General features: G+C 58.1%; 25 protein-coding genes and 2 pseudogenes. 16 read left to right on the forward strand and 11 right to left on the reverse strand.

What is annotated here, in order from left to right; translation table 11 throughout:
* Nucleotides 1–5 precede the first annotated feature (5 nt).
* The 9 genes from ASC74_RS04660 to ASC74_RS04700 all read left to right on the forward strand — a co-directional run bounded on the left by ASC74_RS04660 (nucleotide 6) and on the right by ASC74_RS04700 (nucleotide 8,756).
* Nucleotides 6–413 (forward strand): hypothetical protein, encoded by a 408-nt coding sequence (locus tag ASC74_RS04660; protein WP_056739596.1) that lies wholly within the window; start codon nucleotides 6–8, stop codon nucleotides 411–413.
* A 60-nt stretch (nucleotides 414–473) separates the two neighbouring features.
* Nucleotides 474–1,460 (forward strand): fumarylacetoacetate hydrolase family protein, encoded by a 987-nt coding sequence (locus tag ASC74_RS04665; RefSeq protein WP_056739598.1) that lies wholly within the window; start codon nucleotides 474–476, stop codon nucleotides 1,458–1,460.
* 34 nt (nucleotides 1,461–1,494) lie between these two features.
* A complete protein-coding gene (locus ASC74_RS04670) occupies nucleotides 1,495–2,043 on the forward strand; it encodes a VOC family protein (RefSeq protein ID WP_056739600.1) in 549 nt (182 codons plus the stop codon).
* Between the two features lie 235 nt (nucleotides 2,044–2,278).
* Nucleotides 2,279–3,316, forward strand: coding sequence for an ABC transporter substrate-binding protein (locus ASC74_RS04675; RefSeq protein WP_056739602.1), 1,038 nt, complete (start codon nucleotides 2,279–2,281; stop codon nucleotides 3,314–3,316).
* Nucleotides 3,317–3,348: 32 nt separating this feature from the next.
* Nucleotides 3,349–4,587, forward strand: coding sequence for an ABC transporter permease (locus ASC74_RS04680; RefSeq protein WP_056739733.1), 1,239 nt, complete (start codon nucleotides 3,349–3,351; stop codon nucleotides 4,585–4,587).
* Between the two features lie 8 nt (nucleotides 4,588–4,595).
* Nucleotides 4,596–5,414 (forward strand): ABC transporter permease, encoded by an 819-nt coding sequence (locus ASC74_RS04685; protein WP_056739604.1) that lies wholly within the window; start codon nucleotides 4,596–4,598, stop codon nucleotides 5,412–5,414.
* A gap of 58 nt (nucleotides 5,415–5,472) precedes the next feature.
* Nucleotides 5,473–6,564, forward strand: a complete 1,092-nt coding sequence (locus ASC74_RS04690; RefSeq protein ID WP_056739605.1) for an ABC transporter ATP-binding protein — start codon at nucleotides 5,473–5,475, stop codon at nucleotides 6,562–6,564.
* A 133-nt stretch (nucleotides 6,565–6,697) separates the two neighbouring features.
* On the forward strand, nucleotides 6,698–8,062 hold the full coding sequence (locus ASC74_RS04695) for an aminotransferase class III-fold pyridoxal phosphate-dependent enzyme (protein WP_156400791.1): 1,365 nt from the start codon (nucleotides 6,698–6,700) through the stop codon (nucleotides 8,060–8,062).
* 64 nt (nucleotides 8,063–8,126) lie between these two features.
* Nucleotides 8,127–8,756: a malonic semialdehyde reductase gene (locus ASC74_RS04700; protein ID WP_236713228.1), complete on the forward strand. Its 630-nt coding sequence runs from the start codon at nucleotides 8,127–8,129 to the stop codon at nucleotides 8,754–8,756.
* Nucleotides 8,757–8,820: 64 nt separating this feature from the next.
* Here ASC74_RS04700 and ASC74_RS04705 read toward each other — a convergent pair whose 3' ends face one another.
* Both ASC74_RS04705 and ASC74_RS04710 read right to left on the reverse strand, forming a co-directional pair.
* Nucleotides 8,821–9,645: a helix-turn-helix transcriptional regulator gene (locus tag ASC74_RS04705; RefSeq protein ID WP_162247429.1), complete on the reverse strand. Its 825-nt coding sequence runs from the start codon at nucleotides 9,643–9,645 to the stop codon at nucleotides 8,821–8,823.
* Nucleotides 9,646–10,071: 426 nt separating this feature from the next.
* Nucleotides 10,072–10,482 (reverse strand): class I adenylate-forming enzyme family protein, encoded by a 411-nt coding sequence (locus ASC74_RS04710; protein WP_236713229.1) that lies wholly within the window; start codon nucleotides 10,480–10,482, stop codon nucleotides 10,072–10,074.
* A gap of 46 nt (nucleotides 10,483–10,528) precedes the next feature.
* On the opposite strand from ASC74_RS04710, the pseudogene ASC74_RS32530 reads away from it, so the two are divergent.
* From ASC74_RS32530 to hpaR (ASC74_RS04730), 5 genes and pseudogenes are all read left to right on the forward strand, one after another.
* Nucleotides 10,529–10,711: pseudogene (locus ASC74_RS32530) on the forward strand (MaoC/PaaZ C-terminal domain-containing protein); the annotation flags it as partial.
* Nucleotides 10,712–10,738: 27 nt separating this feature from the next.
* Nucleotides 10,739–10,903 (forward strand): annotated as a pseudogene (locus tag ASC74_RS31755) (GDSL family lipase); the annotation flags it as partial.
* A 611-nt stretch (nucleotides 10,904–11,514) separates the two neighbouring features.
* Nucleotides 11,515–12,684 (forward strand): p-hydroxyphenylacetate 3-hydroxylase oxygenase component, encoded by a 1,170-nt coding sequence (locus ASC74_RS04720; protein ID WP_056739612.1) that lies wholly within the window; start codon nucleotides 11,515–11,517, stop codon nucleotides 12,682–12,684.
* A 76-nt stretch (nucleotides 12,685–12,760) separates the two neighbouring features.
* Entirely contained in the window at nucleotides 12,761–13,702 is a 942-nt protein-coding gene (locus tag ASC74_RS04725; RefSeq protein ID WP_056739614.1) for a p-hydroxyphenylacetate 3-hydroxylase reductase component, read from the forward strand.
* A 135-nt stretch (nucleotides 13,703–13,837) separates the two neighbouring features.
* Nucleotides 13,838–14,260: a homoprotocatechuate degradation operon regulator HpaR gene (hpaR, locus tag ASC74_RS04730; RefSeq protein WP_056739617.1), complete on the forward strand. Its 423-nt coding sequence runs from the start codon at nucleotides 13,838–13,840 to the stop codon at nucleotides 14,258–14,260.
* Nucleotides 14,261–14,323: 63 nt separating this feature from the next.
* Here the strand turns inward: hpaR (ASC74_RS04730) and ASC74_RS04735 are convergent, their stop codons facing one another.
* The 9 genes from ASC74_RS04735 to ASC74_RS04775 all read right to left on the reverse strand — a co-directional run bounded on the left by ASC74_RS04735 (nucleotide 14,324) and on the right by ASC74_RS04775 (nucleotide 23,117).
* A complete protein-coding gene (locus ASC74_RS04735) occupies nucleotides 14,324–15,784 on the reverse strand; it encodes an NAD-dependent succinate-semialdehyde dehydrogenase (protein WP_056739618.1) in 1,461 nt (486 codons plus the stop codon).
* A 17-nt stretch (nucleotides 15,785–15,801) separates the two neighbouring features.
* Nucleotides 15,802–16,602, reverse strand: coding sequence for a 4-hydroxy-2-oxoheptanedioate aldolase (gene hpaI / locus ASC74_RS04740; RefSeq protein WP_056739620.1), 801 nt, complete (start codon nucleotides 16,600–16,602; stop codon nucleotides 15,802–15,804).
* A 15-nt stretch (nucleotides 16,603–16,617) separates the two neighbouring features.
* The gene (hpaH, locus tag ASC74_RS04745) at nucleotides 16,618–17,421 is read right to left on the reverse strand and encodes a 2-oxo-hept-4-ene-1,7-dioate hydratase (protein WP_056739622.1); all 804 of its coding nucleotides are present in this window, start codon (nucleotides 17,419–17,421) and stop codon (nucleotides 16,618–16,620) included.
* Nucleotides 17,422–17,433: 12 nt separating this feature from the next.
* Complete coding sequence (locus tag ASC74_RS04750) at nucleotides 17,434–18,723, reverse strand: MFS transporter (RefSeq protein ID WP_056739624.1); 1,290 nt, start codon at nucleotides 18,721–18,723, stop codon at nucleotides 17,434–17,436.
* 50 nt (nucleotides 18,724–18,773) lie between these two features.
* Nucleotides 18,774–19,166: a 5-carboxymethyl-2-hydroxymuconate isomerase gene (locus tag ASC74_RS04755; RefSeq protein ID WP_056739626.1), complete on the reverse strand. Its 393-nt coding sequence runs from the start codon at nucleotides 19,164–19,166 to the stop codon at nucleotides 18,774–18,776.
* Between the two features lie 44 nt (nucleotides 19,167–19,210).
* The gene (gene hpaD / locus ASC74_RS04760; RefSeq protein WP_056739628.1) at nucleotides 19,211–20,068 is read right to left on the reverse strand and encodes a 3,4-dihydroxyphenylacetate 2,3-dioxygenase; all 858 of its coding nucleotides are present in this window, start codon (nucleotides 20,066–20,068) and stop codon (nucleotides 19,211–19,213) included.
* Nucleotides 20,069–20,209: 141 nt separating this feature from the next.
* Nucleotides 20,210–21,670 (reverse strand): 5-carboxymethyl-2-hydroxymuconate semialdehyde dehydrogenase, encoded by a 1,461-nt coding sequence (hpaE, locus tag ASC74_RS04765; protein WP_056739630.1) that lies wholly within the window; start codon nucleotides 21,668–21,670, stop codon nucleotides 20,210–20,212.
* Nucleotides 21,671–21,675: 5 nt separating this feature from the next.
* Entirely contained in the window at nucleotides 21,676–22,446 is a 771-nt protein-coding gene (locus ASC74_RS04770; RefSeq protein ID WP_056739632.1) for a fumarylacetoacetate hydrolase family protein, read from the reverse strand.
* 11 nt (nucleotides 22,447–22,457) lie between these two features.
* Entirely contained in the window at nucleotides 22,458–23,117 is a 660-nt protein-coding gene (locus tag ASC74_RS04775) for a fumarylacetoacetate hydrolase family protein (RefSeq protein ID WP_056739634.1), read from the reverse strand.
* A 180-nt stretch (nucleotides 23,118–23,297) separates the two neighbouring features.
* On the opposite strand from ASC74_RS04775, the gene hpaA reads away from it, so the two are divergent.
* Nucleotides 23,298–24,203: a 4-hydroxyphenylacetate catabolism regulatory protein HpaA gene (gene hpaA / locus ASC74_RS04780; protein WP_056739637.1), complete on the forward strand. Its 906-nt coding sequence runs from the start codon at nucleotides 23,298–23,300 to the stop codon at nucleotides 24,201–24,203.
* 250 nt (nucleotides 24,204–24,453) lie between these two features.
* A complete protein-coding gene (gene hpaR / locus ASC74_RS04785; RefSeq protein WP_056739639.1) occupies nucleotides 24,454–24,876 on the forward strand; it encodes a homoprotocatechuate degradation operon regulator HpaR in 423 nt (140 codons plus the stop codon).
* Nucleotides 24,877–24,991: the final 115 nt, after the last annotated feature.

Consider the following 24,991-nt stretch of genomic DNA (forward strand, 5'->3'; position numbering starts at 1 on the left):
TGCCAATGCCGCATTTCATCGTCGAGTACAGCGCCAATCTGGAGAGCGAGCTGGACCTCGACTGTTTGTTCGCCAAGGTTCATCGGCAATTGATGGAGATGCAGCTGTTCCCCACGGGCGGGATCCGCAGTCGGGCACGGCGGATCGAGCACTATCGTTTTGCCGATGGTCTAGGCGATTACGCCGGGATTCATGTCGAGCTCAAACTCAGTGCCGCCCGCCCGCAGGATCTGCGTCAGTCGATAGGTCAAAACGTTTTCGCCACCCTTCAGGCTCATTTCGCCGCTCTGCAGGCGCGTCGCTATCTCGCGCTGTCGATGGAAGTGGGGCTGTTTTATCCAGAGTCGTTCTTCAACTCAAACAATTTGCATGCGCTGTTCGGTCCCCCTCTGGAGGTGGGGCCGAGCGGCTGAGCCATCCCTATCCCGGGCTCCCGGGGTAGAGCTGCCTGTCCACTGAATGGAGTTGGAAACATGAAACTTGCGTCACTTAAATCTGGCCGCGATGGTGTGTTGCTGGTGGTCAGCCGCGATCTGCGCCAAGCCGTGAAAGTCGGTGAGCTGGTGCCCACGCTGCAGTTTGCTCTGGACAACTGGGATTCGCTCGAAATCCCATTGCGTGAGCTGTACGACGCCTTGAATACCGGGCCGGTCGAGGGGGCTTTCGCCCTTGATATGACCGCGCTGGCGGCGCCTCTGCCACGCAGCTATCAGTACCTGGACGGCGCTTGTTATCTCAGCCATATCCAGCGTAATCGTGCGGCACGAGGTGAAACTTTGCCGGCCGATATATTGGAAAAGCCGCTGGTATATCAGGGGATTTCCCATGGCTTCATGGCCTGGAACGATCCGATATGCCTGCCTGATGAAGCACTGGGTATCGACTTTGAAGCGGAAATAGCCGCTGTCACCGGTGATGTGCCCATGGGGGTCTCGCCGGAGCAGGCGACCAGCTACATCCGTTTGTTCGTGCTGCTCAATGATGTTTCATTGCGCGCGCTGATTCCCGCCGAGCTCAAGCGCACCTTTGGTTTTGTCACCAGTAAATCGGCTTCCAGCCTGGGACCGATCGCCGTCACGCCCGATGAACTGGGTGAGCTTTGGGACGGCAAGCTGGTGTCTGGAAAGATGAAGTGCTGGGTTCGCGGTGAGCTCTTCGGCGATATCGAAACCGGTATCGATACACCCTTTCACTATGGACACATGATTGCTCATGTGGCACAGACCCGTGACTTCGAACCCGGAAGTCTGGTGGGGCTTGGCACGGTCTCCAATGAGGATGACCGTGTCGGCTGCGGCTGTATCGGCGAGTGGCGCGCGCTGGAAACCATCAAGACCGGCCAGGCCACGACCCCGCTGCTGAAGTTCGGCGAGCGCGTCAGGATCGAGCACTTCGACCGCGAAGGGCATTCGGTTTTCGGTGCCATCGATCAGCTGGTTGCACAACGCAAAATCAACTGACCCAGACACTAAATTCTAGAAGCGGGAGTTCATCATGCTCTGCAAAAGTCTTCATCACGCCGCCTTTCGTTGCAAGGATGCCCGGGAAACCGTCGAGTTCTACACGAATGTCCTCGGCTTGAAATTCATTCACGCGATGGGCGAAGACCATGTCCCGTCGACGGGCCTCTACAGCCCGCATATTCATATCTTTTTCCAGATGGAGGACGGCAGCTGCATCGCCTTCTTCGAACTGCCCAATGATCCCGGCGCCGTTTCCGGGCGCGATCCGGAGACTCCAGGCTGGGTCCAGCATTTCGCTTTTCGAGTCAAGGATGTCGAAACACTGGTGCAGGCCAAGGCTGACTTGGAGTCCAAGGGCATCAAGGTGTTGGGACCGGTCAATCACGATGATTTTCTGCTTTCAATCTACTTTTTCGACCCTTCGGGACATCGCCTTGAATTGGGGGTACATACGGCGACCCCGACCATGGACGAAGAGTACGAACGCGAGGCCAAAGCAGTGCTGATGCACTGGGATGAACGTCACAACTGGTCTGAGCGCGAGCAGATTTTCGGCGCTGCCCAGGGTTACAAACACTAGATTCAAACGCGTAGCGTGCGGGTTTCATTGCCGCCGGTTCCTGATAGGGACTGGCGGCTTTTTTGTGTCCGGCAGTGCGTCTTGAGGCGGCCGGGAGCACTGGCCGCAGGGGGCGGCGAGGGTCACCTATCGAGGTGATGTGAGGCGAGTCTCACGCGCGTAATGTTGAGATATGGCGGGGCGGTGAAAACAACATTCCGATACTTCTGACCGCCTGCACTGTGAGGGTACGTCCATGAACCAAAAGTTGTCTTTGAATATCTGCGGCTTGCTGGCCGGGGTTGTCGTGGCGAGCAATGCTTGTGCGCAGGTCACCCTGGTGTCCTGGGGTGGCGTTTTTCAGGATGCTCAGCGCGAAGTCTTCTTCGATCCCTTGCGGGCCGAGGGCCTGAAGATTAATGAAGACAGTTGGGATGGCGGTATTGGTATCTTGCGTTCGAAGATCCTGGCCGGCGATTCCGGGTGGGATCTGGTGCAGGTCGAGCCCGAAGAAATGGTACTGGGTTGTGAGGAGGGTTTGTATCAACCGCTGGACTTCGCCCGTATCGGCACGCCTTCGCAGTTCATTCCCGGGGCCGCCAGCGAGTGCGGGCTAGGCGCGAACGTCTACAGCATTGTGATTGCCTACGACGGCAATACGTTGAAGGCCGGTCCTCAATCCTGGGCCGATTTCTGGGATGTGAAGAAGTTTCCTGGCAAACGGGCCCTGCGCCAGGGTCCCAAGATGAATCTGGAATTCGCCCTGATGGCCGATGGCGTCGCGCCTGACCAGGTCTACAAAGTATTGAGTACCCCGAAGGGCGTTGATCGTGCATTTGCCAAGCTGGATCAACTTAAGCCGAACCTGATCTGGTGGTCGGCGGGCAACCAGCCGATGCAACTGCTGGGCTCCGGTGAAGTGGTGATGACCACCACATACAATGGCCGGGTATCCGCTGCCAATGAGTCGGACAAGCGCAACTTCAAAGTAGTCTGGAATGGCGGGATCTTCATGGTCGATTCCTGGGTGCTGCTCAAGGGCAGCAAGAATCAGGACGATGCCTACCGCTTTCTCAAATACTTTGGCGATGCCCGGAACCAGGCGCGCTTCCCGCTGAAAATCCGTTATGGGGTGGCGAACAAAAACGCCAATCAGTTGATCCCGACCGAGATTCAGGCTCAGCTGCCGAGCTCGCCGGAGACCCTGGCCAAATCGGTGCCTTTCGACGCTGAGTATTGGTTGGAGAACATTGATTCACTGACTGAGCGATTCTCCGCATGGTCGGCAAAATGAGGGTCATGGGCTCGCGCAACGGTACTTCTGGCATGAGTACTGCCGTTGTCAGTTCGGATGCCAGGGCGCTGCGCACGGTTTGCCCTCAATTGCGCAGACGTCAGGGCATGGCGTTGTTGTTGATCGCGCCGTTGTTCCTGTTTCTGCTGGGGACTTTCATCATGCCGTTGAGCGGCATGCTCAAACTGGCGGTAGATGACCGAGAGACCGCCATGTTGTTGCCTCGCACACTGGTCGCTTTGCAGGACTGGGATCAGCGGTCATTGCCCTCCGGTGTAGCGTTCGAGGCCCTGGTGGCCGATTTGCGCCAGGCCCAGGAGGATAAAACCGTCGGGACCCTGGCGCGGCGCCTCAACTACGACACGCCGGGGCTGCGCAGCCTGATCAGTAACAGTGCGCGCAAGTTGTCCGCTGTCCAGGCGGACGCTGGTGGCTGGCAGCAACGATTGATCGCGATTGATCCGCAATGGGCGCAGTTGGAACCCTGGATCGTGATCGAGCGTGCTCGTGGTCCGACCACCAGTCTCTACTTGCTGACGGCTTTGGACCTCAAACGCGACGCGCAAGGAAAGATTGTCCGGGTCGACGAGGGACAATCGAACTACCTGGACATTCTTGCGCGCACGTTCGGTATTTCGTTGTCCGTGACCTTGATCACCTTGTTGCTGGCGTTCCCGGTGGCGCAATACATGACGTCTGCTTCACCACGCCTGAGCGGGGTCATCATGCTGCTGGTGCTCCTGCCGTTCTGGACCTCGGTATTGGTACGGACCATGGCCTGGGTAGTGGTGCTGCAAGGCAATGGGCTGGTCAACAGTTTTCTGCAAACGTTAGGTGTGATCGAGAACCCGCTGCAGATGCTCTATAACCGCACCGGCGTGCTGGTGGCGCTCAGTCATGTCCTGTTGCCCTACATGATCCTGCCGTTGTATGGCGCCATGCGTGCGGTCCCGGCCGCACAGATGCGCGCAGCAGTGTCGCTGGGCGCCGGGCCGGTCATGGCCTACCGCAGGGTGTACTTGCCGCAACTGCTGCCGGGTATAGCAGCGGGCTCGCTGCTGGTCTTCATTCTTGCTCTTGGCTACTACATCACACCGGTGTTGATCGGTGGTTCGAATGATCAACTCATCAGCTACTACATCGCATTTTACACCAGCGGCACGATCAACTGGGGGTTGGCGGCGGCGTTGGGCGTGGTCTTGCTCATCGCAACGTTGGTGCTCTATCGGGTGTATGTCGGTCTGGTTGGCGTACAGCGCATCGGTCGCTAGGAGGACGTATGCAAAGCACTCTGTTTTGGCGTTATTTCAACCGCTGTGCGGCCTGGTTGGTGTTGATATTCCTGATGGCCCCCATCCTGGTGATCATCCCGTTGTCATTCAATGGTGGCAGTTTTCTCAGCTACCCATTGGATGGCTGGTCATTGCGCTGGTATCAGCAGGTGTTCGCCTCGCCTCAATGGCTGTTTGCACTCAAGAACAGCCTGATGATCGGAGTCGCCAGCATGAGCCTGGCAACGGTGCTCGGCACGCTGGCGGCGCTGGGTCTCAACCTTGCCGATTTCCGCATGAAGCCTTTGCTGATGGCGGTGTTGTTGTCGCCGATGATCGTCCCGACGGTGATCACGGCGGTCGGGATCTACTTCCTGTTCTCCACCCTCGGGCTGGCCAGTACCTACCTCGGCATGGTGCTGGCGCATACCGCCCTGGCGACACCTTTTGTGCTGATTGCGGTGAACGCCACGCTGCAAGGGCTCGATCGCGGTTTGCTGCGGGCGGCGGCGAGCCTTGGGGCCGGTCCTATCCGGACGTTTCGCAGAGTCACCTTGCCACTGATTCTGCCGGGCGTGGCAAGCGGCGCTGTGTTCGCCTTTGCCACCTCGTTCGATGAGGTGGTGGTGTCGCTGTTACTGGCAGGCCCAGAGCAGCGCACCTTGCCCAGAGAGATGTTTTCCGGAGTGCGCGAAAACCTGAGTCCATCGATCACCGCCGTGGCGTTCCTGCTCACGCTGTTGTCGACGCTGTTCCTGCTGACCCTCGGCTGGTTACAGCGCTATGCCGCGCGCATGGCTGGCAAGAGTGCTGTGTCCGACGCTTGATATCGGTTGCGACAGGTTCGCTGCCAACTATGCCATTCACTCGAGAGCGTGTGACTTCATGTCAAAGAATAATGATTCCTACGTCAGGTTCGCTGGCGTGAAAAAAAGTTATGACGGCCAGAATCTGGTGGTCAAGGATCTCAACCTGAATATCCGTGAAGGCGAGTTCATGACGCTGCTCGGCCCCTCGGGTTCAGGCAAGACCACCTGCCTGATGATGCTGGCCGGTTTTGAAACCGCCAGTGAAGGGGAGATCTATCTGGATGGTCAACCGATCAGCCGCATTGCCACTCATAAACGCAACATCGGCATGGTGTTCCAGAACTATGCCTTGTTCCCGCACATGAGCATCGCCGATAACCTAGCCTTTCCATTGCAGGTACAGCGTTTGGATAAAGCGCAGATTCGCAGCCGGGTAGGGCGCGCGTTGGAGATGGTGCACCTGCAGCACCTGGCGGCGCGAAAACCGGCCCAGCTGTCCGGTGGCCAACAACAGCGGGTGGCGGTGGCTCGCGCGTTGATCTTCGAGCCCAAACTGGTGTTGATGGATGAGCCGTTGGGCGCGCTGGACAAGCAACTGCGCGAGCAAATGCAATATGAAATCAAACGCTTGCATAGCCAACTGGGCATCACCATGGTCTACGTCACCCACGATCAGGGCGAGGCCTTGACCATGTCCGATCGCGTGTCGGTGTTCAACGACGGGGTGATTCAGCAACTGGCCAGTCCGGGCGAGCTTTACGAGCGTCCGGCAAACGCCTTCGTCGCGCAGTTCATTGGCGAGAACAACCAACTCAAAGGCACCGTGCAGAGCGTGCAGGACGAGTGCTGTGTGATCCGCATGGACACGGGCCAGCAGATCAGGGCGATGAGCTCGCCGGGCTTGACGATGGGACAGCGCTGTTGCCTGGCACTGCGTCCGGAACGGGTCAGCTTTCTTCGGCCGGGGGTCGAGCTGAGCAACAACTTCGATGCCGAAGTCTGTGAAGTGATCTACCACGGTGACCACCTGCGCACTCGCGTCAAGATCTGTGGACATGACGACTTCATCATCAAGATGCCCAACGTCCAGGGGCTGGTTTCGGCCGCTCCAGGTCACCGTGTGCGGGTCGGCTGGCATCTGCAGGATTGTCATGCGCTGCGCGTCTGAAGTACGCCGTCGCGAAGTTCGCGGCTCACCTGTTGAGGGTAGATACGCATGCTGCGACTGCCCTTAGAGTCAAGCCCAAGGATCCCACTTAGCAGTGTGTCCTCTGCCCAAATGAATGACCTGGAGTGACAGTATGAATAGCACGAAAAAGGCCTGGCTTAAAGAACACAACACGGTGCACCTGATGCACCCGATGCAAGATCCGAAAGCGCTGCATGACCACCGGCCGTTGATTATCCAATCGGGTGAGGGCGTGCATATCACCGACATCGACGGGCGCAGGTTCATTGATTGCCAAGGAGGACTGTGGTGCGTCAATGCCGGTTATGGTCGCCGCGAAATCATTGATGCGGTGACTAAGCAGATGGAGGAGTTGGCCTACTACTCGTTGTTCCCGGGTAGCACCAACGTACCCGCCATTGCACTGTCGCAGAAGTTGACGGAAGTGGCCGCCGAGGAAGGTATGGTCAAGGTTTCCTTTGGCCTTGGCGGCTCCGATGCAGTAGAAAGTGCACTGAAGATCGCCCGTCAGTATTGGAAACTCGAAGGCCAGCCCGACAAGGTCAAATTCATCTCGCTGTACAACGGTTATCACGGCCTGAATTTCGGCGGTATGTCCGCATGTGGTGGCAACGCCTGGAAAAGCAGCTACGAACCCTTGATGCCAGGATTCTTCCAGGTCGAATCACCGCACCTATACCGCAACCCCTTCACCAATGATCCTGAGGAACTCGCCGAGATCTGTGCGCAGATCCTCGAGCGGCAAATTGAAATGCAGGCACCCGGCACTATTGCGGCGTTGATCGCCGAGCCGGTCCAGGGTGCTGGCGGCGTTATCGTGCCACCTGCTTCCTATTGGCCGCGTCTGCGCCAAATCTGCGACAAGTACGACATCCTGCTGATCGCCGATGAAGTCATAACCGGGCTTGGTCGAAGCGGTTCGTTGTTCGGCTCCCGTGGTTGGGGAGTCAAGCCGGACATCATGTGTCTGGCCAAGGGCATCAGCAGCGGTTACGTACCGCTGAGCGCAACCCTGGTCAATTCACGTGTGGCCCAGGCTTGGGAGCGCGATGCTGGTTTCACCTCGGTTTACATGCATGGTTACACCTACTCCGGGCACCCGGTTTCCTGTGCTGCTGCACTGGCCGCCATTGATATCGTACTGGATGAAAACCTGGCAGAGAACGCGCGGGTGGTCGGCGATTATTTCCTGGCGAAGCTGCTGGGGCTCAAGGAAAAGCATCGTGCCATTGGCGATGTTCGTGGCAAAGGGCTGATGTTGGCGGTCGAGTTGGTCAAGGACCGTACTACCAAGGAATCGTTCGGCCCCGCCGACGCGTATCCGCTGGCGATCTCCGAGGCCTGTGTGAATAACGGGGTGATGATCCGCACCATTGTCAACAAACTGATCATTTCTCCACCGCTGACCTTTACCAAAGAGCACGTTGACGAAGTGGTCGAAGTGCTCGATCGCGCTTTCGTCGCGAACCCCTGGTAAGCCACTGCCGACCAGCATTCACGGATGCTGGTCATTATCCGCCTGCCTTGAGTGTGAGTGCCCCATGAATTCAACGCTGGAAATGGCGAATGAGCTTCGCCAACGTTTATCGAGCCTCGATGACGCTAGTCTCGACCTGCTGTTTCGCGAGGGACGCAGCCACAATGGCTGGCAAGCGCGTCCTGTCAGCAGGTCGCTTCTCGAGGAACTATGGGCCTTGGCTCAGTTTGCACCGACTTCCGTCAACTGCATGCCGGCGAGGTTGGTGTTCGTCACCAGCGTTTCGGGCAAGCAACGTTTGCAGCCGTGCCTGAGCCCGGGCAACGTCGAGAAAGTGCTGAGTGCACCGGTCACGGTGATCATCGGTTTTGACATGGATTTCTGGCAGCAATTGCCCAGGTTATTTCCCCATGCCGATGTGCGCGATATGTTTCGCAACGATCCGGTGGCGAGCGAAGAATGCGCCTTGCGTAACAGTTCCCTGCAAGCTGCCTGGTTGATGCTGGCCGCCCGTGCGCTAGGTCTGGATTGCGGGCCAATGTCGGGTTTTGATAGCCAGGCACTGGATGAAGCATTTTTTGCCGACAGCACCATTCGCAGCAATTTCCTCTGCAATTTGGGCTATGGCGATGCCAGCAAGCTGCATCAACGCTTGCCGCGTCTGTCTTTTGATGAGGTCTGCACGTTCGCCTGATAGCGGATGGAGCAGATCAAACAACGGTAGTGCCCGCTGTCGACGGCGGGCACTGATTCTGTGATCAGTTCAGGTTCCGCGCCTCATCCCTATTGTCGTAATAGCGCGCGAACAGTTCGTTCTGGCAGGAAATGCCGAGCTTGGCATAGGCCCGTTTGCGATGGGTCGCCACTGTATTGATCGAGATCCCTAGATTCAGACCGATCCCCAGGGTGGTATAGCCTAAGGCGATGGAGGCGCAGATCTGCGCTTCGCGTTGTGTCAGTCCGCCGGCCGCCTTGAGCAAGGTGTTGCGCAAGTCTTCATACATCCTTTCCCTGCGCTCCAGACTCAGTATTGCCGGTTCTGTCTGCGGCGTTTCATGACGGTGGCCGAGCTCAAGCAATTGTGTGTGCTTGCTCAATGTCTGCGCCAGGAAACTGCCCAGATACTGGAGCCGGAGCGTGTCCTCATGGGCAAAGTCTTTTTGCTCATCGCTGCGATAAAAACTGCAGTACAGGGTGCGATCGTTGATCGACGTCACCAGAGCCAGTTCCTGACGCACCAGCGCGTCATGATAAAAGCGTCGACGGTAGCCCGGATCGCGGATATGCGCGGGAGACACGCAACGTACCAGCATTGGGTGGTTAGGCGTCAGGGCGGCTTGTCCCAAGGTGATATTCGGGTCCCGGCGGAAGGCTCCCTCGGTGTATTCCTGAGCGAGAGTGCGAGTCACGTTACGGGCCTGGCTGTGCAGGGCTTCGGCAATGAGGCAATGTGGATTACCCTGGGGATCGAAGCTGAACACCGTGCATTGGTCCATGTTCAGTTGATCATGGCAAAAACTGAAGAAACTCTGCGAAAAGTGGCTGTCGCCAATTCCGCCCACCAGGTTCGCGATTTCATTCATGCCAGGGATCATGTGGGGCTCTCCTAACACAGAGCTTTTTTTGTTCTGTGTGGATGTGGATGCGGCATTTGGCCGGGTTTTCAGTGCTGATTTCAGTGTGTAGTCGTCGCGCGCAGTTCCTTAAAGTGTAGGCAAAACACAGGCCGTGAGTGCTGGGCGTGGAGTCTTTCGTGGTTCTTCAGGCATATTTTGCTGTTTTCAGCGACAGCTTCAGGGGAAATCCCTGATCAGGCTTTGGCGCCCGCCAATGGCGGGCGAAAGCGCTCCCGAGACCTACGGATTTTGCGTGTTATTGCACCTGATCAGGGCACAACCGGGACGGGGAATTGACACGACTCGCGGTTTCCGGCTCGGGCGGATCGAGCCAGTAACAACAGTGCTTGTCCATTGGTAACACTTTTGTAGTAACTGCCCAGTCTGCAGCACTCAGGCCAGTCCGAGTTGGCGTATAGCAAAGTCGCGCAATCGGTTTTTCTGGATTTTGCTTGAGCCGGTCATACCGATGCTTTCAAAGTCTTCGACAATGGACAGATAACGCGGCACCTTGAAATTCGCACAGCTTGCCTTGCAAAAAGCAATCAAGTCTTCACTAATGGTGGTGGCTCCCTGCTTGAGGGTGACATAGGCCGCAGGGACCTCTCCCAGTCGCGGGTCCGGCACGCCGATCACTTGCGCCAACTCGATAGCCGGGTGTTTGAGCAGCACCTGCTCGACTTCCAGCGGCGAGACATTCTCGCCACCGACACGGAACATATCCTTGAGTCGACCGATGAACTGCAGGCGTCCATCCGCGGACAGTGTCCCAAGGTCTCCGATATGCAGCCAGCCCTCGCGCAAGGTGGCGGCTGTAGACCCGTCGCTGGAAGTGGAATGAGTAAAACTGTTGCATGGCGAGCAGACGTTCACAATCCTCCGGCCGCTGGAAGCCGGCAAAACTTACATTGGTCACTACCGCGTGCGCGATGTCCTGGACAAAGGCGAAGGTAAAGGTGCCTTGGTCTCTCTGGAAAAAGAACTGCGAGAGAAAGAAACCAATGAAGTGGTCAGTCTGGTTACATCGACCTATGTCTTGCGCGGCGACGGCGGACATGGCGGCACGAAGGATCTGGATACCCCGTGCCAAGTCACCTATCCGGACGTCAAGACCGTGTGTGAAAATCCAGATACCCATTACTACTGGGATGAATGGTACCCGACCCGCAAAGTCCACACCCTGGCCGCCGAGGCGATGCTTGAAACGCTAAAAGCTAGCCGTTGAGGTTCTCTATCAGGTCATAGCCGGTGAGCGCGCACAGGGCTGTGCGCGCAAATAATTGTCAAGGCAGCATCTTTTCTAGCTGAGGTGCCCAGTGCTCCGCAACTAAGTGGTCAGCTCCGGGGCCGGACCGGCGAACTGGATGCTGCTGTGATGTTCGGCGAGCCAGTAATGATGGTAATCAAGTTCGTCACCTGATGCGAGTCACCTCCAAACGATCCAGAGACGACCTCCATGCCAGTGCAACTCACTGTGATTGACCAAACACCTGTTCACGGTGATCGCCCCGCTCAACAGGCTCCGTACACCTCGCTGGAACTGGCGAAAGCAGGTGCCAGATTCGCCATTTCGACGTGTCGGACCGTTCGCGGGAACGGCATGGTTATAGGCGTTTGCCAGCGCTGCAAGCGCTACAAATACCCCTCTATGGAAAGTGCAATCTTCCATCTGGAACGTGCATTTTTCTTCCGCGTACTGGCTTTCATACTGGGCTCGCATTCTTCAATGGTTGTCTCGCAACACCCCAAGTGACCAAGGGCCCATGCCCTCCAATCGTCACGACTGTGTTGGTCATGAGCGATCGCTACGCACCCAATAATAAGCAGAGTCGAACCATGAAAAAGCCTAACCCCTTGCTCGAAGATCTCAAGTCTCTTTTGCCGACCATCGCTGCCAACGCTTTCCAGGCCGAAGAGGACCGTCAGGTCCCGGCGGAAAACATCGAGTTGTTGAAAAGCATCGGGATGCACCGGGCGTTTCAGCCGAAAAAATTTGGCGGCATGGAAATATCCTTGCCGCAGTTCGCCGATTGCATTGCCTTGCTTGCCGGCTCCTGCGCGAGCACGGCCTGGGCCATGAGTCTGTTGTGCACCCACAGCCACCAACTGGCGATGTTTTCGGCCAGGCTGCAGGAAGAGGTCTGGGGTGACGATCCGCACGCAACCGCCAGCAGCAGCATCGCGCCTTTCGGCCGGACTGAAGAAGTCGACGGCGGCGTCACGTTCAGCGGTGAGATGGGTTGGAGCAGCGGTTGTGATCACGCCGAATGGGCAATCGTGGGCTTCCGTCGCAAGAACGCCGAGGGTACTCAGGATTACTGTTTCGCAGTGCTGCCTCGCAGTGATTACGAGATCCGCGATGATTGGTACGCCATCGGCATGTGTGGCAGTGGCAGCAAGACCCTGATCATCGACAAGGCCTTCGTCCCTGAGCACCGTATCCAGAAAGCCAAGGACATGATGGAAGGAAAATCCGCCGGGTTCGGCCTATACCCAGACAGCAAGATTTTCTATTCGCCGTACCGTCCGTACTTCGCCAGCGGGTTTGCCACTGTGAGCCTGGGTGTGGCCGAACGCATGCTTGACGTGTTTCGCGAGAAGACCAAAAACCGCGTTCGCGCTTACACCGGTGCGTCCGTGGGCGCGGCCACCCCGGCGCTGATGCGCTTGGCGGAATCCACTCATCAGGTGGCCGCGGCGCGCGCTTTCCTGGAAAAAACCTGGCAAGAGCACGCCGAGCATAGCGAGGCGCACGTGTATCCGAGTTCTGAAACCCTGGCGTTCTGGCGCACTAACCAAGGCTATGCCACCAAGATGTGCATCCAGGCCGTCGATCGTCTGATGGAAGCCGCTGGCGGCGGTGCCTGGTTCAAAACCAATGAGCTGCAGCGATTGTTCCGCGATTCGCACCTGACCGGCGCTCATGCCTACACCGACTACGACGTCTGCGCGCAGATTCTCGGCCGCGAGCTGATGGGCCTCGAACCTGATCCGACCATGGTCTGATCGTTCCTCAACAAGCGTCGCGCTACTTACATAACAACAATCAGGGTTGCCGTTCAGCGCAACCCGGGAGACTCACATGTCCGCAGAACTCGATACCTCCTTCGACAACCGCGCCTTTCGCCGTGCCCTGGGTAACTTTGCAACCGGGGTGACCGTTGTCACCGCCGCCACGGCCAGCGGGCGCAAAGTGGGTGTGACCGCCAACAGCTTCAATTCGGTGTCCCTGGACCCTCCGTTGATCCTCTGGAGCATCGACAAACGCTCGAGCAGCCATGAGGTGTTTGAAGAGTCCAGTCACTTCGCCGTGAACGTTCTGGCAGCCGATCAGATCGACCTGTCCAATAACTTCGCTCGACCCAAGGATGATCGTTTCGCCGGTATCGAATACGATCCGGGCGAGGGTGGTTCGCCGGTGTTCGCCGATTGCTCGGCACGTTTTCATTGCGAGAAATTCCAGCAGGTCGATGGCGGAGATCACTGGATCATGATCGGCAAGGTCGTTGCGTTTGACGATTTCGGACGCTCGCCGCTGTTGTATCACCAAGGTGCCTATTCGATGGTGCTGCCGCACACGCGCATGACCCAGCGCGAAGAAGGCCAGGCACCGAGCAGTCACTTTCAGGGGCGTCTGAGTCACAACCTTTACTACCTGATGACCCAAGCCCTGCGCACTTATCAGGCCGGCTATCAGCCGCGGCAATTGTCCACCGGGCTGCGCACCAGTGAAGCGCGCATGCTGATGGTGCTGGAGAATGACGCCGGTTTGAACATGGCGGATTTGCAGCGAGAGGTGGCGATGCCGGCTCGTGAGATTGAAGAGGCGGTCTCTAATCTGAAGCGCAAGGGCCTGGTCGATGATGAAGGCGATCGCGTGCGCCTCACCCTCAAAGGCATCGACGAAACGGAAGGGCTGTGGGCAATCGCCAAAGAACAGCAAGACAAGGTGTTCGGCCAGTTCAGTGATGAACAGGTCGAGCATTTCAAATCAGTACTCAAAAGCATTATTCAAGCGAGCTGATGCATCACTGACCCTTGTAGGAGCGAGCTTGCTCCTACAAGTAAGCCGTACCCGTGATGACGCAAGCAATCAACGACCGACGATGGTAGAATTTTAGTTAATAGATTAACTAAATCGAGTCTTGACAGTATCCCTATGCCCAAGCCGCGCCAATCATTGACTCTGACATTGCTCCAGGCTCGCGAAGCGGCCATGGGGTTTTTCCGTCCTTCTCTGAACCAACTCGGCTTGACCGAGCAGCAGTGGCGAGTTATTCGAATTCTGAGTCAACAGGGCGAACTGGAGATCAATCGCCTGGCTGAGTTCGCCTGCATCCTCAAACCGAGTATGACCGGCGTACTCGCGCGTATGGAAGTGGCGTGCATGGTTGAACGTCGTAAGTCTGAGCAAGATCAGCGGCGGGTTCTGGTACGACTGGCTGAAAAAGGCGAGGAATGCTTCAACTCGATGAGCCAGAACATGGAAGAGAACTACCTGCACCTTCAGGCGCAATTGGGGGAGGAGAAACTGCAAACGCTGCTGTCGTTACTCAATGACTTGAAAGCGCTCAAGCGCTAACCGTTTGCACGGCGACTGAGGGCACGATGAGCCAGGATCGCTGGCTCATCGTGATGCTCATTGTCAGGCTGTACCGATCCCCAGGCACATGTACTTCTGCTCGATGTAATCATCGATGCCGTACTTCGAACCTTCGCGTCCCAGCCCCGACTGTTTGATGCCACCAAACGGCGCCACTTCGGTCGAGATCAGTCCTTCGTTCACACCCACCATCCCATACTCCAGCGCCTCGCTCACGCGCCATGCACGCCCCAGGTCGCGGGTGTAGAGGTAAGACGCCAGTCCGAACTCGGTGTCGTTGGCCATTGCAATCGCCTCGACCTCGGTCTCGAAGCGGAACACCGGCGCCAACGGGCCGAAGGTTTCGTCACGCGCGACCAGCATCTGCGGGGTCACTTCACCGAGCACGGTCGGCTGGAAGAAATTGCCGCCCAGCGCGTGGGTTTCTCCGCCGGCCAGCAGGGTGGCACCTTTGCTCAAGGCATCGCTGATATGTTCCTCGATCTTGGCCACCGCTTTAGCATTGATCAGCGGTCCTTGTTGCGCGTTATCCACGTCAGCGGCGCCGACCTTGAGTTGATTGACCGCAACCACGAGGCGTCGAGTGAATTCATCGTAGACACTGTTCTGCACCAGAATTCGATTGGTGCAGACGCAGGTTTGCCCAGTGTTGCGGAACTTCGAACCCATGGCGCCTTCGACCGCTGCATCGAGGTCGGCATCGTCAAACACGATGAAAGGCGCATTGCCGCCGAGCTCTAGGCTGACCTTCTTGATGGTCTCGGCGCATTGCGCCATCAGGGTTTTGCCGATGCCGGTAGAACCGGTGAACGAAACTTTCTGAACAGCAGGATTGCCCGTCAATTCGGCGCCGATTTCACGGGCACGGTTGCCAGTGACGATGTTGAGTACACCGGCAGGGATCCCCGCACGTGCGCCCAGTTCAGCCAAGGCCAGTGCCGACAGCGGGGTTTCCGACGCGGTCTTGACCACGACCGTGCAACCTGCGGCCAATGCCGGACCGACTTTGCGGGTAATCATCGCATTGGGGAAATTCCACGGCGTGATCGCGGCTACAACGCCGATGGCTTGCTTGATCACCACCAGGCGGCGGCCCTGCTTGTCATGGGGGATCACGTCACCGTAGACGCGCTTGGCTTCTTCGGCGAACCACTCGATAAAACTCGCACCGTAGGCAATTTCGCCACGGCTCTCGGCCAATGGCTTGCCTTGCTCGAGGCTGAGCAAACGGGCGAGGTCCTCCTGGTTGACCATGATCAAGTCAAACCATTTGCGCAGGATGGTGCTGCGCTCCTTGGCGGTCTTGCCGCGCCAGGCGGGCAGGGCAGCCTGGGCCGCGGCGATGGCGCGCGCGGTTTCGGCCTGGCCGAGGGAACTGACTTCGGCTATGACTTCGCCATTCGCCGGGTTGGTCACCGGGAAACGATTGCCGTCATCGGCTTCGATCCATTGGCCATTGATGTAAGCCTGTTCGCGCAGCAGTTTCAGATCATTCAGTTTCATCGGACTTCTCGAAAAAATCAGTACACGCCGCCGGAGCTGGTGGGCGCCGGAGCATCTTTGAAGGTCGCGGCGAGGGTTTGCAGGCCGCGCATCAGGACCGTGGTGTCAACGCCAACGGCAACGAACGCCGCGCCCAATTCGATGTAGCGCTTGGCCAGATTCTGGTCCGCGCTGAGAATGCCGGCCGCTTTGCCGGCCTTCTGAATGCGTGCGATCGCATCTTCGATAGCCGCCTGCACGTCGGGATGCCCCGGGTTGCCGCGGTGGCCCATCGAGGCACTCAAATCCGCCGGGCCGATAAAGACCCCGTCAACGCCGTCGACCGCCGCGATGGAATCCAGGTTGGCCAGACCTTCGCTGTTTTCGATCTGCACCAGCAGGCACATTTGTTCATCGGCTTTGTCGAGGTAGCCGGGAATGCTGTTCCAGCGCGATGCTCGTGCCAGCGCACTGCCGACACCGCGAACACCGTGGGGTGGATAGTGGATCGCTCTCACCAGTTCCCGCGCCTGATCCGCGCTTTCGACCATTGGTACCAACAACGTCTGCACGCCGATATCGAGCACTTGTTTGATCAGTGCTGTGTCGCCAATGACCGGGCGAATGATCGGATGGCTCGGGTAGGGCGCCACGGCCTGGAGCTGACCGAGCATCCCGCGCAGATCGTTGGGCGCATGTTCGCCGTCGATCAGCAGCCAGTCGAACCCGGCATTGGCGGCCAGTTCTGCGCAGTAGGGATCGGCCAGACCCAGCCATAGACCGATCTGCGCTTCACCGCTTTTCAGGCGCAGCTTGAAGGTGTTGACAGGCATATCCATGGGCAAGACCTCCGATCAAACGAAACGACAGGCGATTGAGCCGAGCATGTCGTAATCGACATGGAAGGTATCGCCAGGGTTTGCCGCCACAGGACGGGTGAAAGAACCGCCGAGGATGATTTGTCCTGGCAGCAGGCCGACGTCATAGGCCGCCAGTTTGTTGGCGAGCCAGGCCACGCCCTTCGCCGGGTGGTTGAGTACCGCTGCGGAGACGCCGGATTCTTCGATCACACCGTTGCGGTAGAGCACGGCGGGCACCTTGCGCAAATCGATCTCTGTGGGGCGCACGGCACGGCCACCCATGACCACGCCGGCGTTGGCGGCATTGTCGGAAATGGTGTCGAACACCTTGCGCGTGGCTTTGCTGTGCGGGTCGACCTGCTGGATGCGCGCATCGATGATTTCCAGCGCCGGGATCACCCATTCGGTGGCGTCCAGCACGTCAAAAATCGTCACGTTCGGGCCTTTCAAAGGCTTGCCCAGGATGAACGCGAGCTCGACTTCAACCCGTGGCACGATAAAACGCTCAAACGGAATGTCAGTGCCTTCGTCGAAGAACATGTCATCCAGCAGCGCGCCGAAATCCGGCTCGGTGATATTCGACGACACTTGCATGGCCCTGGAGGTCAGGCCGATTTTATGCCCAACCAACTTGCGGCCGTCCTTGATTTTTTGTTCCACCCAGGCGCGTTGAATGGCATACGCGTCTTCGATGGTGATCTCTGGATGGTCCAGGGAAAACTGACGCACTTGCTCGCGTGAGCGCTCGGCGTGGTCGAGGCGGGCGGCGGCTTGTTGAATGAGCTGTTGATCAAGCATGACGATGATCTCTTACTGAGGGTTGACGATGGAGGACTGGGTGCGCAGCACCAGAAAACCGCCGAGCGCGATGAACAGCGCAAGCAGATAAAGGGCCAGGCTGGCACTTTGGGTTGTGTCGCGCATCCAGCCGATCAGATAGGGCGCAAAGAACGCGGCGATGCTGCCAAAGGAACTGATCAGGGCAATCCCGGCAGCCTGGGTGCGGTTGGACAGGAACGCGGGGGGCAGTTGCCAAAACATTGGTAGCGCTGCGCAGGCACCCATGCCGGCGAGGATCAGACCGCCCAAAACCATTGTCGGATTGGTGGGTATGAGCCCGGCAATGGCGATGCCGGCAGCCGCCATCAGCAGTGGCACACAGAGGTGCCAGCGGCGTTCATGGTGGCGATCGGACGAACGTCCGCAGCCGATCATGAAAAAGCAACCCGCCAGATACGGAATGGCGCTGAGCAGACCGACTTTACCGTCACTGCCGATACCGGCACTGTGGATCAGCGTCGGCATCCAGAACGCCAGGGTGTTGACGGCCAGCATCACCGCGAAATACACCGCCACCAGCAACCAGACCTGTGGGTTCTTGAGGATCGCGGAGAACGAGGTGATCGATTTGCGCTGTTCTTCATTGTTCAACTGCTCGCGCAACTGTTGCTTCTGCTGCGGTGCCAGCCAACTGACCGTTTCGAAGCTGTCTGGCAGATACTTGAGCACCACCAGCCCGAGCAGGATCACGGGCACGCCTTCGATCACGAACATCCACTGCCAACCGCGCAGGCCCGCCACATCATGGAAGCTTTCGAGGATGCCACCGGACAATGGGCCGCCAATCACGCCTGCCATCGGTACCGCAATGGCAAACAATGCGGTGATCTGCGCCCGACGATCAGCCGGGTACCAGCGATTCAAAAACACCAGAATGCCCGGAAAAAACCCGGCCTCGGCGACGCCCAGCAGAAAGCGCAAAACGTAGAATCCGGTCGAGCTGTCGATCAAGAACATGCTGGCCGACAGCGCGCCCCACACCACCATCAGCGTTGCGATCCAGCGCCGTGGGCCGACGCGATCCAGCGCCATATTGCTCGGCACCCCAAACAGCGCGTAGGCAATGAAGAACAACCCGGCGCCGAAACCATAGACCGTGTCGCTGAAATTCAAGTCAGCGCTCATCTGCATCTTGGCGAAGCCGATGTTGATCCGGTCGAGATGGGCGAAGAGGTAGCAGATCAACAGCAACGGCATCAGCCGCCACGTGATGGTGCTGTGAGTTCGGTCGCGTGCGACGGCGGTATTGGCTGTGCTCATGGTTTTATACTTTTTGTCTGAGAGGCCGATAAAAAAAGGGCAGGAGTGCCTTAACTGGCCTGCGCCTTGAGGAAGGCGTGCACGTTGTTTTCCTTGAAGTTGAGTTGTTCGTGCAGCTCGATCATTTCGAACGACAAGGCCAGCAGGCGCTGGCCCTGAAGGTCGGCGAAATGCCGGGCAATCACTTCGAAGAGTTGTTCGGCGACTTTCTGCCGGGTCACCAGATCGCGGCCATGACCGACCTTCAAGGTCATGTGGACGAAGGCGTAGTCATGCTTGCCGTCGGCCATGCGCCAAGTGTCCAGGCGTACGCCTCGGCTGCGGATACCTCCGAGGGGAAACACGCCACTGTCGCCCAGCGTTTGGTGGACTTTTTCGAACAGGCCAGGCAGGTCGGCTTGCTGTTCAATGTTGTCGGTGTATTCAGCAATGAAGTGAGGCATGGACAGCTCCTTCAGGCCGCGCGGGAATGCCGTGCGGCCGTATGTCAAACAGGGAAAATGGCGTTGATCTGACCGGTACCCGAGCTACCAAAAGGCTGCGTGATGATTTCCGCGGGTTTGTCGTAATCGGGGCCGCCGAGCAGACCGAGGAGCATGGCGGTGTCATGCATTTTGCCTTCGCCGAAACAGTGCTCGGCGTAGTCCGGGAGCATGGCGCAGAATTCTTTCCAGCGGCCCTGACGCCAAAGTTCCACCACGTGCAGATCGACCTGTTTGTCGAATTCGCGCGTCCAGTTATGGATATTGGCTTCGGCATTGCGGTCATCGGAAAAACGGTGCGAGAGCGAGCCGGATGCCAGCACCAATACTTTGCGATCACTCTTCTGGATTGCCCGGCGTACCGCGGCACCGAAGGTGAAGCTGTCTTGCAGACGATGCCACGCGCACCAGGCGGCAATCGAAACGACTTTCAATTTCTGATCGTCCGGTACGCCCATGTGCATATAGCGCATCGGCACCAGCGTGCCGTATTCCAGCTCAAGGCTCGGGATGTTGTGGGCCAGGGTGCGCACGTCGGCGGCGTTGGCCTCGGCGGCGATCAGTTCGCCCAGCTCTGGACAGCCCGGGTACTCGTACTCCATGTCTTTGATGAAGTGCGGCAACTCATTGCTGGTGTAAATACCTTTGAAGTGCTCGCCACTGTTGACGTGATAGGCGCTGTTGACCAGCCAGTGAACGTCAAACACCACGGCGGTATCGGCGCCCAGTTCGCGAGCCCGACGACTGATCTCCTTGTGGCCGGCAATCGCCGCTTCGCGGCAGCCGTGATGCTTGCCAGGGAGTTCCGACAGATACATCGAGGGAACGTGGCAGATTTTTGCAGCCAGAACGACTTCGCCCATGATGATGCTCCTGAAAAAAAGTTCTTGTTTGAATCTCGGGTAACCGGTGAATCACCGCCTGATGCCAGGATGGATCACAGCTATTGTGGCGAGGGGATAAATCCTCTCACCACAGGGTTCATCACCAGGTTTTAGCGATGTTTACACCCCCCACCGCGGGATGTGATGGCTGCCCATCGAGATGCAAATATTCTTGATCTCGGCGAATACTTCGAAGCTGTACTGGCCGCCTTCACGGCCGGTGCCGGAACCTTTCACACCGCCGAACGGCTGACGCAAGTCACGCACGTTCTGACTGTTGATGAACACCATGCCGGCTTCGATGCCATAGGCCAGACGATGCGCCTTGCCGATGTCTTGAGTCCAGATATAGGAGGCCAGCCCGTATTCAGTATCGTTGGCCAGTTGCAAGGCTTCGGCTTCGTCTTTGAACGGAATCAGGCAGACCACCGGGCCAAAGATTTCTTCCTGGGCAATGCGCATCTTGTTGTTCACGTCGGCGAATACCGTCGGCTGAATGAACTGGCCTTTGCTCAAGTGCGCAGGCAAGTTGGCCGGGCGCTCCAGGCCACCGGCGAGCAGCGTGGCGCCTTCTTCGATGCCGATCTTGATGTAGCCAGTGACCTTGTCGTAGTGGGCCTGGGTGATCATCGAACCGACCTGGGTTTTCGGATCCTGTGGGTCACCGACAATCAGGCGTTTGGCGCGAGCAGCAAACTCGGCGACAAACTGCGGGTAAATGCTTTCCTGAATGAAGATCCGGCTGCCGGCGGTGCAACGCTCACCGTTCAACGAGAAGATGGTGAACAGCGCAGCGTCGAGCGCGCGTTCAAGATCCGCGTCTTCGAAGATCAGCACCGGCGACTTGCCGCCCAGCTCCATGGAGTACTTTTTCAGGCCGGCGGTCTGCATGATTTTCTTGCCGGTGGCGGTGCCGCCGGTGAAGGAAATCGCGCGGACGTCGGGGTGGCGAACCAGCGCGTCACCGGCAGTGGCACCGTAGCCCTGGATGACGTTGAGCACCCCCTTTGGAATGCCGGCCTCTACAGCCAAACGACCGAGTTCGTTGGCGGTCAGAGGCGACAGCTCGGACATCTTCAACACGGCGGTATTACCCAGCGCCAGGCACGGTGCGGTTTTCCAGGTGGCGGTCATGAACGGCACGTTCCATGGCGACACCAAGGCACATACGCCCACCGGTTGGTAAAGGGTGTAATTGAGCATCTGGTCGTCGACCGGATAGCTGTGACCGTCCATACGCGTGCAGACTTCAGCGAAGAAATCGAAGTTGTGCGAGGCACGCGGGATCAACACATTCTTGGTCTGATGAATAGGCAGGCCCGTGTCCAGGGTTTCGAGTTCAGCCAGGCGCGGGACGTTTTGCTCGATCAGTTCGCCCAGCTTGCGCATCAGCTTGGCGCGTTCCTTGGCCGGGGTCGCCGCCCATTTCGGGAATGCTTCCTTGGCGGCCGCTACCGCTTGAGCGACTTCCTCGGCACCGCCGCTGGCGACTTCACCGATCGCCTCTCCGGTGGCCGGGTTGTAGTTGACGAACACGTCTTTGCTTTCGACCTCACGGCCGTCGATCCAATGTTTGATCATGCTACTCAAGCCTCTTTCCGGGCGGAGAAGAATTCCGCTTCGCTGACAATTCGATTAACCAGGCGGCCTACGCCTTCCACTTCCACAATTACCTCATCGCCCGGTACCACATCGGCCAGACCTTCCGGCGTGCCCGTGGCGATCATGTCGCCGGGTTGCAGGGTCATGAAGCTGGACAGGTATTCGATCAGGTAAGGGATGTCGAAAATCATGTCCTTGGTGCTGCCTTCCTGACGCAACTCACCGTTGATCCAGGTGCGCAGTTTCAGGTTGCTCGGGTCCGGCACGTCGGCGACGTCGACTATCCATGGGCCGACGGGTGTCGTGGCGTCGCGGTTTTTCACCCGCAGATTGGGCCGGTAGTAATTTTCCAGGTAGTCGCGGATCGCGTAGTCGTTGCAGACCGTGTAGCCGGCCAAGTAGTCCAGGGCATCTTCACGTTTGACGTTGCGCGCCGGCTTGCCGATGACGGCTACCAATTCGCACTCGTAGTGCATGTAGGCGACGTTATCCGGGCGCCAGGTCAGCTGATTGTGGCCGGTGTAAGTCCCCACAGATTTGATGAATGCCAGCGGCTCGGTCGGTGGCTTGAAAGCCAGCTCGGCGGCGTGGTCGGCATAGTTCAAGCCCAGGGCGAACATGTTGCCGGTCACCGGTGGTAGCCACTCCACTTGATGCTCGGCAAGCCGGCGCCCATCGGCCAAACGGACCTGATTATTGTCTTCAACGGTGACGGCGTGGATTTCGCCTTCAAAACGAACACGTGCGTGTTTCATGGGAGCTCCTGTTACTGGGCCGCGATGTGATTGACTAGGCGGCCCAAGCCGCTGATTTCAACTTCTACGCGGTCGCCTGGCGCCACGTCGACGCGGCCTTCAGGGGTGCCCGTGATCAGTACATCGCCGGCATGCAGCGTCATGAATTCGCTGATTTCGGCAATCAGTCGTGGAACATCGCGAACGAAGTTGGCGGTGTTGTTTTGCTGACGAACCTCGCCATTGACGTACAGCGTGATGGCGAGGCTGTGCGGGTCGGCGATCTGCGCGGTCGGTACCAGCTCAGGCCCGATGGCGCAGAATCCATCACGGCATTTCGCTTTGACGGCGGGGCGGTAATAGCTGTCTTCCGGCAGGCTGAACTCATTGACGATGGTGTAACCGGCCACGTAGTCGAGTGCCTCGGCCGCGCTGACCCGGCTGATGTTTTTGCCGATCACCACACCCAGCGCCGGACCGGGTTGCAGACGCAGGCCGTTGCCTGGATGCACCACCTCGGCGCCATGCTGATTGCGCGTGTTGGGCGTCTTGATGAACAGCACCGGTTTGACCGGCGGCTTCTGATACGGCGGTTGTTCGAATTCGGCGAGGTGCTGCTTCAACAGACCCTGGTAGTTCAGCGCGACACCCAAAAGGGTGCCGGTCGCGACTTCATGCAAGGCACGGCTCATTGCATTTCTCCTGACAGAGCTGGCAGGCTCTGGAATTGTTAATGTGTTAACAGTTATAGTTAATATGTTAATCATCGTCAAGCGTGACTGAAGCGCAGGGCAGTGGTTGTCACCCCGAATTAGGTGCAGGATGAAAGCGCCTGCCGCATATGAGTCAAAATAAAAAACGAGTAAGCCGCGATGATTGACCGTCAACCCATTCCCAACATCAACATTGGCCAGGTCTACGACCAGCGCTACAGCGACGCGGAAGTCCATTACGACAAACTCTGTAACCTGGCCGGTTTCTTCGGCCGGAACATGCCCGTGCACCGCCACGACAGATTCTTCCAGGTGCACTACGTAAAAAGCGGAACGGTGCGGGTGTATCTGGACGATCAGCAGTACGTCGAGTCGGGGCCAATGTTCTTCCTCACGCCGCCCACCGTCCCGCACTCGTTTGTGACCGAGGCCGACAGTGACGGGCACGTACTGACGGTGCGTCAGCAGTTGGTGTGGCAGTTGATCGAAGCGGATTCCAGCCTCGCGCCCGCTGGCGCACAACTGCCGGCGGCCTGTGTCGCGCTGGCGCATCTGGGCCCGGAATATGCGAGCGAGGTGCGACGTCTTGATTATCTGTTCGAGGAGTTGAGCGAAGAGGTGGTGAGCGATCGGCCGGGACGTAGCGCCGCGTTGGACAGCCTGACGCGACTGATCATGATCAGCCTGCTGCGCCTGTGTTCCAACTCGCTGGAGGCGAGGCCGGCCAGGCATGAAGATCTGAAAATCTTCCGACGCTTCAATGAATTGATTGAAGTGCATTACCTGCAACATTGGCCGCTGTCGCGTTACGCCGACGGTATCGGGGTTACGGAGGCGCGACTCAATGATGTGTGCCGACGGATCGCCGACCTGCCGTCCAAGCGCCTGATCATGGAGCGCCTGATGCAGGAAGCCAAACGCTTGCTGTTGTTCACAGGGAGCTCCGCCAACGAAATCTGCTATCAGCTCGGGTTCAAGGACCCGGCCTATTTCAGTCGTTTCTTCCAGCGCTACGCACAGGTCACTCCAGGTGAGTACCGCCAGCGGCAGTCGGGTTTGCGTTGAGCAGGGCATAGGTTTATTGGCTGCAGTGTTGTTGATCTTGTGCTGATCATCATGGTCACGGCGCCGGCGTAGCAGAATGGCTTTTACGAGGAACGGATTGCACTTTTCACAGGGCCGTTGCGGCGTGATGCGAGGTTGTCTTGACCTTCAACAGGTGCTCAGTGTCGGAACAATCGTGTATTGCTCTGCGGCTTGCACCCGCCTGCTGGCGACACTAAGCTGCCGACTCGTCCCTTCAAGTATTTTGATAATGGCTAATCCCAGACCTTCACTGACGCTGACTTTATTGCAAGCCCGCGAAGCCGCAATGGCCTTCTTCCGGCCAGCGCTTAACAAGCATGATCTGACGGAACAGCAGTGGCGGGTCATTCGGATACTGCGCCAGCAAGGCGAGCTTGAAAGCCATCAGCTTGCACACCAGGCCTGCATTCTCAAGCCAAGCATGACAGGTGTTCTCAGTCGCCTGGAACGCGACGGCCTCGTGCGTCGGCAAAAGTCCAGCCAGGATCAGCGGCGCGTTTTTGTTGCGTTGACGGAGCGCGGCCAGCAGTGCTTCGTCTCGATGAGCGAAGGGATGGAAAGCAACTACCAGAAGATCCAGGAGCAGTTTGGCGCGGAGAAAATGGAGCAACTGCTGGCCTTGCTTAATGAGCTTAAAAATATCAAGCCTTGATCGCTGTCATACCAGCATCAGTCGCCACGATTCGACGATTTCACGGCCGATACGCCGTAGCCTGGACAACCTCCGTCCCTTGATCGCAACGTGTCGGCAGATACGGTCGGGGGTG

The sequence above is a fragment of the Pseudomonas sp. Root329 genome (assembly GCF_001424925.1).
Classification (GTDB): Bacteria; Pseudomonadota; Gammaproteobacteria; order Pseudomonadales; family Pseudomonadaceae; genus Aquipseudomonas; species Aquipseudomonas arabinosi.